We start from the raw sequence: 12,464 nt of genomic DNA, 5'->3' as shown, positions 1-12,464 counted from the left end.
GCGTCACCTGTTGGGGACATGACCGTCAGGTTCGCCTTTGTGACCAAAACGAGATTCCATCCATATGAAATTTGACACCTCTCTGATTGGGGCCGATGGTGTGAGTATTCTCGAACGCGTCAGCCTTCCGCTGCTCACGAAGGAACTGATCGAGCAGTCGCAGAACAAACGAACTTATCTGCTGAGGGTCGTTTATGCTGTCGTTCTGTATGGAATCGCCCTGTGGCAATATCAATCGTTCACTCAGGGGGGTGGAACGGCAAGTTTGATGAACATGGGGCAAGGGAGAGGGCTGAGCGCACAGCTCATGATGATTCAGCAGCTTGCCATCCTGATCCTGGTCCCCGCGATCGCGTGCGGGGCCGTGACGGTGGAAAAAGAGAAGGATACTCTCGCGCTGCTGCTGCTAACCCGACTCAGCCCGCTCACAATTGTCTTTGAGAAATTACTGAGCCGCGTCGTTGCGATGGGCACATACCAGCTTCTCTCGCTCCCTCTGTTTGCGATCATCTACGGAATCGGGGGCGTTGAGATTTCCGTGCTGATCTTCTCCGTCGTTCGATTGGTGGGGATGACATTTGTCGTCGGATCGATCTCCGTACTCTGCTCGTCATGGTTTCGAACGACATCCACCGCCTTCATCATGTCCTACGTGATGGTGGCGTTCTACTGGGGGGCCCAATCTGCTGTTTTTCAGATTACATCCGAGGTGCTGGTGTCAGTGGTCGGGATTTTTCGTTCAATGCCGCTATTCTGGCTGGCCGTCATCACGGGAGCGGTGATCGACGGCGTCCTCAGCCTGCTCTTACTCAGGTCCGCAGCGCGTTTGCTCGTCTCACGGGCGTTTGTTCCTCCTCGAAACATGGTGCTGGAATGGTTTCGTCGAGCCGATCGCTTCTTCAACGATCTCAATTCTCGCACCACTGGCGGGGTGATCCTTGTGAAGGATGACCAATCTCTTCCCCTGTTTCACCCGATCAGTTGGCGTGAGACGCAAAAGAAATCTCTGGGGACATTTCGGTATCAGTTTCGCGTGCTCATGCTGTTGCTGACACCTTTGATCCTCGTGATCGCTTCGATGCTGATGGATGGTCGAGGCGATTTCACCAATCCCTTCCGGGGCTTTCCCGCATTTTTCTGGACCGTATCCATTATCTGTCTGACGATCCACGCTTCCGGTGCGATCGCTTCCGAACGTATCCGCCAGTCATTGGATGTTCTGCTCGTGGCCCCGATCACTGCTTCCGAGATCGTTTTCGAAAAACTCTCGGGAGTTCAAAGGATGGTCAAGATCCTCACGGTCCCGTTTGCTGTGTCAATCTTGTTCCAAGCCATTTGGACCGGGTATGTGATGCAAGACGGGGTGAGGACGCCCGGCTCAAATTTCTGGAGAGAAATCACCTCGGCCACGCTGGGCCCCCTGATCTATATGCAACTGCTTGTGTGGACCAGCTTCTATCTTGGACTGCGTTGTAAGACACAGATGCAGGCGGTACTGGCGACATTGATCCTGGTTGTCTGTGTGTGTTTGATTCCCATCCTCGCAACGCGTTTTGTGTACTTCAACTTTGGCCGGAAACTGCCCTTCATTGGATCGCTCAGTCCACTTCAGATGGCCTTTCCTACCTTCGACTTTTCGCCCGACTGGATTCGGACGCGTTCGGACCCTGGATTTGCCTGGATCACCTTGGGCCTGCATTTCGTCCTGTTCAGTCTACTCTGGTGGTGGATGCGGTGGATTTCACTCTCTCGGTTCTCCCGCATTCTCGGGCGGTCGGAAGGGCCTGTTCACGGATCATCCCCGAATTACAACCGGGGCCCCGAATTATCGACCTGGCCCTCATCCGCCGAGGGGTAGAGTGAGCAATGGGCCGCCTGATCGAACATCGGATTCCTGCACCGCGAACAGAATCTCGTAGATCGCCATACTGGCACGTGACTGCACATCATTTGGTGCGATGTAGAACCAGTAACCCCGGTATTTGACTGCGATCTCCGATTTCTTTGGCCGTCGTTTGCTGCTGCACACCTGAAACAGCCCCTGAGTCACGTTGGTCCAATCGTAAAGTTGGCCGGATCCATCGGCCGTCATGGGTGCGATGCCGCGGGTGACGTGTTCGTCAGGTATACAGACCCCTTTCGACAGGAACACGCCAATCTGCAGCATGGAACGCATGTTGACGAAAATCGTGTCACCCGCAGCGAGGTCCTCTTCATCGACGATCCCAGGTTCTCGTTCAGGATGGTCACCACTCATCTCTGACTTGATCTTATAGGTGCTACGTCCAGGCCGCAGACGGAATATCTGTGCGACTTCGAGCATCTCAGGGGACATGCGGTCCTGTTCCCGCACACGTAATACGAGCGTTTTTTCGTACTTATGGACCGTCATCCGATCCTGATCAACTGTCCGAAAGACGTAGTTTTCTTTCGCGGCGTTCACCAGATCGGCACCGCCGATACGTTCCATGGCAATCGGGTCGGAAATATCGTCTGAGTCTTCCAGTTTTCGTACAGTGAGCTCGATGGCTCCGCGCTGTTCCAGATCGCCGAGTAATTGGACGCCACGACGAAATTCGAAGTTGTCGTCAGGTCCATTGGGGATCATTGCAATGGAACGCGCCGCATTAGGGACGTCATTGATGTCATTCACGGCCATCAGCATGAACTGCTGGAAATTGGCCCCTGCATTGACGACGCTGAACAGCTCGGCTGACAGCGGCTGAAGCAGAGATTTTGCCGTTTCCTGTCCAGTACGTGGGTGGTAGCTGAAGGTGGGAGCGTCGCGGATAAACCACTCACCCAGCCCGAGATTACTCATCCCCGGCCCCGACCCGTCGAGTCCGTAGCTGTAGTTGCCGCGCCCGCTCATCTCGAACTGGCTCGTGATATTGCTCAGATCCATAAAGATGGGCGAGTCAGCGTAGCGCAAGCGGACGATATTCAGCAATAATTGCTCATCATTGGTGGACCGGTAAACCTCGTTGTAGCGGGTTCTGGTGACACTGAGTGCCGTCGGGCCGAGGCAGCCGGAAAACGCGAAACTCAACGCGAACGCCGTGACGAGGCAAACGCTGATACCTCGTCTCTTCCAACCTTCTTGAGTCCTGCTGCTGGTACCAAACATGCGATTCCTGTCGATGAACGATGATGTGATCGATCGCAGGATGTCGCAGACCCACGCTGCGTAAAAGGGAGACACTCTGACTCTGGTATCGGCTCAATGCGCAGAAAACTTGACTCAATCGATAAAGACGTTCCATCCCGAACAAAGTGTCCAATCCACCCGGTCCGACCGAAATCAGTTTTCGCGTCGTGACCTGTACGCAGACGGTGACGGTCGTGACTGCAGAAAGAAAATTTCAGGACTTCGAGCGCTCGGACGGGCTCAGCGAATCGAAGTCTGATTTCAGAAAACGCCGATTGAAGAATCACGTTGATGCGGAGGATCGCCTTTTGCCCGGTCCAACGTAAAATGCCGTTAGGGAGAATGATGAACGGATTCGAGAATTTGTAATTTCACGTCTGGTTTTTAACCCCGTGATCCCGTCAGAATGTCGGAATCGGTCGACATTGACCTGTTTGCTAACCTGGTTTCTTTTTTCCCGCGGAGTTTGATAGATGGCCCCGAACAAGAAGTATCTGAGCCTGGAAGAAGCCGCAGCTCAGCTCGGGATCAAAACGGAAGACCTGATCCGACTGCGGGAAAAAGGCGAAGTCAGAGGATTCGCCGACCGGGGAACGTGGAAATTCAAGGCCGACGATGTGGCGGAATATCGCCGTCGCCGGCAACCCGATTCGGATCCGGACCTCCAGATCATTGATGAGTTCGGGGATGCGGATGATTCCAGTCAACAGGCCACTGTGATTCGCAAGGGGTCACTAACAAACTCCGACAGCGATGTGCGACTGGTAACCGACGACTTCGGTAAGAATAAAGGAATCCTGTCCGGCAGCAGTTCGGACATGCCCACGATCAGTCTTAACGATTCCGACAGCGACGTCCGTCTGGTCGAGCCCATCGGTTCTGCCGCGGAGGGAAGTGACAGCGACGTTTCGTTGTTTATTCCTCGAAGTGGTTCAAAGTCCGATTCGGACAGTGATGTTCGGATGATCGATCTGCCCGACCCGGGGAAACGACCACACGCGGGAATGAATTCCGACAGCGATGTTCGTCTGGCGACGACCGATAGCGACATTCGGTTGTCGTCATTCTCAGACAGCGATAGCGACGTGAAACTGATCGGCCCCAAGGGGGGCAAAGACAGTGATAGCGACGTTACTCTCTTGTCGAAGAAAGGGGACGTCCCGGGGCGTGGAAATGCTGGACAGGGCGATAGTGACTTTAACCTTATCGGTTCCGCCAGGTCAGACTCGGTACTGCACGAGGGAGACGATTCCTCCATAACATTGGCTGGCGATAGCGGAATCCAGCTTGCCGGTGATAGCGGCATTCAGCTGATTGGTGGCGGAGACAGCGGCATTCGACTCGGGGCCAGCAGCGGAATCCGTCTCGGCGGAGCCGACAGCGGTATCCGACTCGACGACGACAGTGGTTTGCAGCTTCAGCGACCCGCCGACAGCGGTATTTCACTCGAAGGAGCCGACAGCGGCGTCCGTCTGGCGGACAGCGGGATCAATCTTGGTGATGACAGCGGGATTCGGATGAGCCCCGGCAGCGGCAAGTCCTTCGATCTCAAATCTCCCGGTGGCAAAGGGAAGAAGGCCGACAGCAGCCTCAAGTTGAAAGGTTCATCGGCACCAGCCAGCGACGAACTCGGCGATACCTCGCCGATGAACCTGAGGGAATTGAGTGACGAGGATCTCGGAACGACGTCCCCGCTATTGATGCCGATGGATGATGACGAAGCGGATGCTTCAGACTTGGAAGCCTTCAACGCCAGCGACACGTCTGAACTTCAGGCGTTAGGAGATTCTGACGACAACGTCGTCCACTTCGAAGATGATGACGACGCCCCTCCGATTGCGCCAAAGCGGAAGCAGAAGACCGTCGAAGAAAGTATTTTCGATGATGGTGAATCGCTCGAAGAGCTTGAGGTCTCCGATCATGACCTCAGTGGCGAAGAGGATATTGACGATCTGGCGTTTGATGAAGACGAAGACGGGTACGACGACGGATTCTCTGCCGGCTCTAGCCAGCTTGGGTTCGGTAGCTCGCAAAAACTGGCACTGCCACAGGAGGTCGAGTGGAGTGCAGGATACTGCACCCTGCTTTTCGCTTCCGTTTGTGTCCTCGCTTTTGGCACTTGCCTGTCCGCTGACCTGCTGAGAACCGTCTGGGCCGGATCGGGTGACTCAGCCGTCTATCCAGGATTCGTCGGAATGCTTGCTTCGCTCTGGAAATGACGAACCGGTTTGCATTCCGTTAAGTTCCAGTAAAGCGGACCCATCGAGGAATGGTGAGAGTTCCCTCGGCTCCCTGTGGGGAGTCGTTAGACTTCGTTTGAAAGCCTCAAAACGACTTGAGTATGTCTCACAGTCTCTGCATGAGCGTCCTCGATCGTGCTTGGATCGCCAGAAACAGGGAATCGAAGAAGCGGTATCGCCAGTGCGAGCCCGGTCGCGCCGAGTCCGGTCCGCACACCCTCGAACGCAGCGGTTGAGAGTGTGCGTAAGGGTTTATAGATCGCGAGGAAATCCGATCGCAGCAGACACGGTCTCGCTACAGGCGAAGTGGCCGATAGCGGGACGGCTCGTAAACGTGGACAGAACGGAGTCATGCTCGGAGACTCAGAAGGGAAGAAATCCTTTTTCTCTGAGTTGCTGGATGTTATCCGGTGCGCTCTGTAGAACGCGTTGGACGGCATACTTCAGTACTGCGAATCCGGCCAGGGGGACAGGAGCTGTCAGAATCGCGACCCGCTCTTCCTCTTCCTCGTCGAGTTGCCGGGAAATCTTATCAATGGATTCCTGCACGCTGTCGCTGACGACCTTTCGCTCGCTCGACTGATTTCGAAATTTCAAGTTCGAGAACGAGGCCGTACGAGCCAGAACAAACTGTGCAAGATCTTGATCCGAAGCGTCGCTGAAGAAGTCTTCGAATTCAGGACCGACGCTGTCCGGCGTAATGATCATGGGCCTCGCGATTTTGATGTTGCCGCGAACAATGTTCACAGCCTGGTCCTCTTTCGGTCCCGACAGGATCAGATGATAGGGGAGGTCCGTTTCCCCGAACGTGAACAACGAGTAACGGACACCTCTCACGATCGAAACAGCGTCCCACGCAGTGCGAAATCGTTTTTCATTCTCAAAACCATCCCATGGAAACACGCGATCTCTCCTTGTCAGGCACACCGCTGTTTCTGCGAAATCCGTGCAGACCACGTGAGAACCAGGCGGGGGTATTGCATTTCGAGAATGCGGCGTACGCATCTCTTAAACTTAAAAAAATGATCAAACTCGAACTGGGGGAAGTCGATAGTTGATCGGAATCCCAGCCCGAAAACAAGCAGCGTCCTGCACCTCAGAGGGCGTCGACTTACGAGTGGACCGCTTTGACGAATTTGGTCGATCTTGTCGTACGATAGAGTCGCATCGTTCCTGGGGCAATCTGTCGACGTGCTCCCGGAAGCGCAGGGGAATTTTCAGGCTGTAAATTCGGCCCGGGGGCTCTGCTATGCCGGATTGGATTCACGAAAAGTTCTTACTTGAACGAAATGGCAGTGCCTGCTATCGTCATTGATTCTGGCAATTGAACAATTCAGCAAATTTCATTCGACAAAAGACGACGGGAGAGTGCGCGGAATGGGAGTCAAGAAAACTGGAAAAGGACGACGGAAACTCGGCCGGAAGAAGCGAAAAATGCGGAGCAAGATTCGCCACCGCAAATAAGGTGACTGTCGTCGGTCGCAAACGAACCAGCTTGATTCCAGCGCTTGCTTGAGTCTTTGCCAATACGGAGCCCCCATCGAATCGATGTGGGGCTTTTTTTGCGTATTCTGAGTTCGATTTCTCAGTGGTGCGGGGCCAAGACAGGTTTTCGGTACCTCACAGCGAGGGTGGATTTGCGAAACGCACGGGCAGGCAGTTGCGAGGCCGCAACAGGCAGAAGTGTTCCAGCGACCCATTCCATCCAATTCCGAAACCGAAACTTCTCTGTCGATTTAACGTGAATGGGATCTGCAGAAAGGGTGTAGAGGGAACGCCGAAGTCTTAATGGCAGATGAAGTTCGCACAAAATTTGATTCATGAAACCCTGGCCGGTTCGCCGCTGGGCGTTGAGCGATCGAAGAGTTGAAGGTACCTTAGCTGTGCCGCTCATAAGCGATTGCTTGTCTCGCCGCCGATAGCCCCGCCTGGATGCCTGCCGTGAATTCCGCTGTTGGACTCGACTTGCTGCCCCCATTCGATTTCGATCCACGAACCCGCGTGGTGTTTGGATCAGGGACCGTGGCCCAACTGGGGCAACTGGCGAAGGATCTGGGGGGGACCCGGGTCCTGTTTGTAACTGATCCGGGGATTGAGAAGGCAGGGCACGCCGCCCGAGGCGTGTCCATTCTGAACGAATCAGGGCTGTCCGTGGCTTTGTTCCATGATGTTCAGCCAAACCCGACCACCGACGACGTCGACCACGGCCTGCAAATCGCCCGGGACCATCAGATCGATCTGATCGTGGCCATGGGTGGCGGCAGTGCGATGGACTGTGCGAAGGGAATCAATTTCCTTCTGACCAATGGCGGACAGATGCGCGATTATTGGGGTGTAGGAAAGGCAACCAAGCCAATGCTACCCTCCATTGCGATCCCCACGACCTCGGGAACGGGAAGCGAGGCACAGTCGTTCGCTCTCATTGCTGACGCAAAAACGCACATGAAAATGGCGTGTGGCGACAAGAAGGCTTCCTGCCGGGTCGCAATCCTCGATCCCGACTTGACGCTCAGCATGCCGGCCGGTGTTACCTCGGCGACTGGCATCGATGCAATCAGTCACGCTTTGGAAAGTTACGTTACCACGAAGCGGAATGCGATCTCGCAGTTATTTGCACGCAGGGCCTGGCGCCTGCTCGCGCAGGCGTTTCCGATTGTCACGTCGATCGCTGCTGGCAATTCATCCGCTCCAGGAACGAACGGAGAAGCGACGGGAGAAGCACTCGTTAATTCCTCGCTGCTCGTCGCAGCTCGAGGGAATATGCTGCTGGGGTCTCATCTGGCTGGAGCCGCCATCGAGAACTCGATGCTTGGGGCCACTCATGCTCTCGCAAATCCATTGACCGCTCATTTTGACGTGACGCATGGGCTCGCCATCGGGGTGATGTTGCCTCACGTCATGCGGTATAATTCATCCGTGGTGGGATCAAGCTACGGCCGGCTGGCCGCTGATGTGGGAATCTGCGATGTCGACGATCCCGAAGCGGGCGAGAAACTGGCAAACGCCGTCCGAAAACTCACCTCTGCCGCTGGTCTTCCTTCCACGCTAAGATCATGTCAGGTTGATCGGTCTATGCTGCCTGTGCTGGCTGAGGAAGCGGCAAAGCAATGGACCGGAACTTTTAATCCGCGTCCCGTCAACGCTGCCAGCTTACTTGCGCTTTACGAAGCTGCTTTCGAATAGAAGTCCGTCGAGCGAGTTCGCGGAGTGTCACAATGGAAAAATTCATGTTCACATTCGGTCCGCGAAGCCAATACCAGCAGGATCGCGTCGCCCAACCTCGATCAGGAGGAATTCGGCGAGCGTTTATGCTCATCACTTTTGCGGCGCTCTCACCCCTTCTGTGTGCTTCTTCATTCGCGGAAGAGAGTAAGGTGGCTCATCCCAGCCAGACCAGTTGGTCTTCGTTCCGCCATGATCTCTTACAGTCGGGTGTGGCTACTTCGCCGTTGCCCGAGCAACTAGAGAAGCTCTGGGAAATCACCTTAGGGGACCAGATTCTCGCCACTGCCGCGATTGTTGGCGACTTTGTCTACGTTCCCTGCCTGTCGGGGGAACTAAGCTGTCTCGAAAAAGCGACTGGGAAGACTGTCTGGTCCTACAAGTCAGTCGAAAAGGTGGAGCCCAATTCTTTCGCGCCAGGCTTCAAATCCTCTCCCACCGTGACCTCGGATGCGATTTATCTCGGTGATGAAGACGGTGTCTTTCACGCGATCAACCGCGAGACGGGGGAAGGCTTGTGGAAGTATGAGACGGGGGGGGAAATCTACAGTTCCGCCGCTGTGATCGGCGATCGAATCCTTTTTGGATCCTATGACAACAGTCTCTATTGCCTCAATGGGGATGGGACACTGGCGTGGAGCTTTGCAACCCAGGGATACGTTCACTGTGCACCCGCCGTTGTCGAAGGGGTGACGTTCATTGCGGGGTGCGACGAGCACCTCCGGACGATCGAGATCGAGACAGGAAAGCAGCGTGCTGACCTGCGACTCGAGACCTACTTGATCGCGTCGCCTGCTGTGGTAGGGGACATCCTTTATGTCGGGACCTTCGCAAGCGAAGTGGTGGCAGTCGACTGGAAGAAGCAGGAGGTGATCTGGCGCTACCGACCTGGAAATGGAGATGCCCCGTTTCATTCCTCCGCAGCCGTCACTGAAAAGCTGGTTGTTGTCGGAGGACGCGACAAGCTCGTTCATGCCATCGATCGGATCACCGGTAAGAAGGCCTGGACATTCCCCACGCGGGCGAAAGTCGACAGTTCGCCAACCGTCGCCGGAGATCGCGTATTCATTGGATCCAATGACGGAAATCTCTACGAAATCAGTCTCCAGGATGGAACCGAGCGTTGGAAGTTTAATGCGGGTAAACCTATTTCTGCCGCTCCCGCGATCGGCGAGGGAGTGCTGGTGATTGGGAGTGAAAGCCGGGACGGCAAGGTTTACTGCTTCGGGAAGAAGTAGCCTTTTCAGATGGTCGCGGATGAAAATTTCGATGCGCGACGAAAAAGACGTAAGGCTTCGTCGGGAACCGTCGAGCAGGACAGGTGCCCTTGCTCAACAACGCCTGTTCCCAGTGATGACCTCTCATGAGGGGGAGATCCATGACTGTCGGAGGGCGCAGGAGCCCTGAGTGCCCCTTGGGCGTGGCTTCCCCATTCCCGCGTCACCCTGGCGAATGGGTGGACAATTGCAGCAGAGTGACGTTGAGTGGATCACATATTCGTTTTAGCATCACTGACTTCGCCGATGACAGAATTCAGTGCCCCGTTCAGGATTCCATCATGCTGATGGTCTTTGGAGTAAATCCGAAAGATACAAAAGCTGATTGGCAATGCGCGAAACAGGTCATCGTCTGAAAGCCCCTGCGGGGTTCCCACGGCAGGGTCCAGCAGGAAGTTTTGACCACTGGCAGGCAGGCGACTGCTCGGTCGGTGATAGTGTTTCGCAACGTCGATCTTCAGTTCGAGATCTTTCAGCTCGCGGGGCAGGCGTTCCCGAACTCGCTTCAGGACGAGGTCCGGTTCTGAAAAGATGGTCGTTCGCTCGGCGGTTCCGGAGTGGAAATTGAGCGTCCGCTCACATGCCATTTTCCAGTGTACCTCTCGACAAATCACCTGTTGCCAGCGTCGGCCAAGGTCCTTCAATGTCGGGTCAGCACTGTCAGCCCATCTCTGGACATCAACCATGAACGTGGATTCGGTGAAGCGACGGTACTCATTGAGCTTGTCGAGGGGATTGCCGTCAAACAGATGTGGCATCGATTCCGGAAACAGGTCTTCGAGCGCCAGATCGACGGCCCGGACTGTTCGATGGAAGTAGATTGTGCGGAACAGGTTCGCGCGTGTTTCAATAAAATTGATCAGTGTGGGCAGACCACGAGCGTGGATCGTCAGCCCCGCTGACGTGAAGAATGTGTAGTGCAGGATGCGATTCAGATCGAAAGCCTTGGTGTTGTATCCGGACATGTACGCGTCGCGCAGGACGAAGTCCATGTTGTCCACCGTGTAGATCCCGCTGAATAGAGACCGCAATTTGCGTAACCAGTCGGGATGTCCCTGCTCAGCCTCCATACCTGGCTTCGGGCGACGGATCAGCCACGAGATCTGCTGGGGATCCAGTTCTTCCAGCGGCTGCAAGCGCCCGTTCGGATTACGGCGAATTCGGCGGAGAATATCAGCGAGCTCTTGCTCAATGACTGCGCTCCCGATGTCTTCGTGCGTTACCCCGAACTGGTCGAGGTAGTGATCGTCGAAGAAGTGGCCGAAGGGGCCATGGCCCACGTCGTGCAGGAGGGCAGCCATTCGCAGCAGGCTCTCGACGTACGCTCTCGATGGAACATTACGGCAGGCCTCGCACAGCGACTCATACCAGTGATCGATGGCGACGGAAGCCAGGTGCATCGCACCCAGGATGTGCTGAAATCGCATGTGTTCGGCGGAAGGAAAGACCCACCATGCTGTCTGCAACTGGTGAATGTGCCTCATCCGTTGAACCCAGGGATGGTCAATCACATCCTGCTCTGCCGCCTCTCCTGGGGGTAGCCCGGCCCGTGCGATGAAGGGGATATAACCATGGACGGGGTCGTGAGAAAGACTCTCATTCAAAAAATCACGGACCATGAGGCAAACCTATTAGAGCCTTCGGAACGACAACAGTCGGACCATCTTAGCAAACTCGTTGTCGAAAGGCTCGACGCCAGGACGGTTTGCGGATTGAGGTACCCGCGCCATCACTTGTTGAGACGGCAAGAATAGTGACAAGCATTCAGCCAGACAGTCTCGTCAGAAGCATTGCTGCGATCAGAGCAGACTAGTGTTCTGCAATCCGGCCCGAGACGTCATCTGTGGGTGTCGTATCGAGCGGGGCAACATTCACATGTGCTGCATCCGGCTGCGTCCATGCAATCTCGCATTTACGTAGCAGGGCCAGAAGCTGCTCGCGGGAATGGACATCGAGTTTCTTAAACACGCTGCCAAGTTGCGTGCGTACGGTGTGTGGGCTGCGAAAAAGCTGACGGCCGATCTCTTCGAAACTCGTCAGGCCACGACAGACCCAGCGAACGACTTCCAGCTCCGCGGGGCTGAGTACGCTGAGTCGATCATCGCCTACCGTTCTGACGGATCGTGCCGTGAATCGAACTGTTCGGCCGGATTGTCCTTCTTCTGCGTCTGCGTCTCCTTTGTCCTCCAGAATGCTGGCATCCGGGGAGACAAAGTAGAGTTCCAGCCCACCCAACGTAACCCTGTCGCCTATGACCGCCCGTGTTTTCTCGTCCGGAATGAGGGGAACCCCGTTCAACTGAGTTCCTCCCGAAGAGTTCTGGTCTTGGATCCAAAGCCCGTCTTTGTCAGCGCCGACGAGAGCATGTTGGCGTGACACGTGGATAAAGGCGGCCGGTACTTGAATATCACAATTCGGAAGTCGCCCAATCACTTGGGAATGATTGAAGATTGGGGCTCGCCACTCCTGCGGAGAGACGTTTGTCATCAACAAAAATGCGACCGCAGATTGCACTCAAGATGTCCTGTAAGAACCAGCAATAACCAAGTCCGTCCGTCTATGGGCAACGTCGAAAGG

General features: G+C 55.3%; 8 protein-coding genes. 4 read left to right on the top strand and 4 right to left on the bottom strand.

Annotated features, from left to right (window positions below; genetic code table 11):
- Positions 1 to 64 precede the first annotated feature (64 nt).
- A complete protein-coding gene (locus tag ACGY09_RS04990) occupies positions 65 to 1,858 on the top strand; it encodes a hypothetical protein (RefSeq protein ID WP_397570709.1) in 1,794 nt (597 codons plus the stop codon).
- Here the strand turns inward: ACGY09_RS04990 and ACGY09_RS04985 are convergent.
- Entirely contained in the window at positions 1,841 to 3,127 is a 1,287-nt protein-coding gene (locus ACGY09_RS04985; protein ID WP_397570708.1) for a hypothetical protein, read from the bottom strand. The two genes, ACGY09_RS04990 and ACGY09_RS04985, sit on opposite strands and share 18 nt — an antisense overlap.
- Before the next feature lie 494 nt (positions 3,128 to 3,621).
- On the opposite strand from ACGY09_RS04985, the gene ACGY09_RS04980 reads away from it, so the two are divergent.
- Positions 3,622 to 5,367 (top strand): helix-turn-helix domain-containing protein, encoded by a 1,746-nt coding sequence (locus tag ACGY09_RS04980; protein ID WP_397570707.1) that lies wholly within the window; start codon positions 3,622 to 3,624, stop codon positions 5,365 to 5,367.
- A 384-nt stretch (positions 5,368 to 5,751) separates the two neighbouring features.
- Here ACGY09_RS04980 and ACGY09_RS04975 read toward each other — a convergent pair whose 3' ends face one another.
- Positions 5,752 to 6,291, bottom strand: coding sequence for a hypothetical protein (locus tag ACGY09_RS04975; protein WP_397570706.1), 540 nt, complete (start codon positions 6,289 to 6,291; stop codon positions 5,752 to 5,754).
- A 1,029-nt stretch (positions 6,292 to 7,320) separates the two neighbouring features.
- Between ACGY09_RS04975 and ACGY09_RS04970 the strand changes: the two genes are divergently transcribed.
- Together ACGY09_RS04970 and ACGY09_RS04965 are read left to right on the top strand one after the other, a co-directional pair.
- Complete coding sequence (locus ACGY09_RS04970) at positions 7,321 to 8,571, top strand: iron-containing alcohol dehydrogenase (RefSeq protein ID WP_373651372.1); 1,251 nt, start codon at positions 7,321 to 7,323, stop codon at positions 8,569 to 8,571.
- A 44-nt stretch (positions 8,572 to 8,615) separates the two neighbouring features.
- The gene (locus tag ACGY09_RS04965) at positions 8,616 to 9,848 is read left to right on the top strand and encodes a PQQ-binding-like beta-propeller repeat protein (RefSeq protein ID WP_397570705.1); all 1,233 of its coding nucleotides are present in this window, start codon (positions 8,616 to 8,618) and stop codon (positions 9,846 to 9,848) included.
- Between the two features lie 251 nt (positions 9,849 to 10,099).
- Here the strand turns inward: ACGY09_RS04965 and ACGY09_RS04960 are convergent, their stop codons facing one another.
- Positions 10,100 to 11,506 (bottom strand): HD domain-containing protein, encoded by a 1,407-nt coding sequence (locus ACGY09_RS04960; protein ID WP_373651374.1) that lies wholly within the window; start codon positions 11,504 to 11,506, stop codon positions 10,100 to 10,102.
- A 190-nt stretch (positions 11,507 to 11,696) separates the two neighbouring features.
- Entirely contained in the window at positions 11,697 to 12,374 is a 678-nt protein-coding gene (locus ACGY09_RS04955) for an FHA domain-containing protein (protein ID WP_397571851.1), read from the bottom strand.
- Positions 12,375 to 12,464 lie beyond the last annotated feature (90 nt).

The sequence above is a fragment of the Schlesneria sphaerica genome (assembly GCF_044336245.1).
GTDB classification, from domain to species: Bacteria; Planctomycetota; Planctomycetia; order Planctomycetales; family Planctomycetaceae; genus Schlesneria; species Schlesneria sphaerica.
The sequence above is the reverse complement of the archived record's forward strand: the minus strand, read 5'-3'. Positions and strand labels throughout refer to the sequence as shown.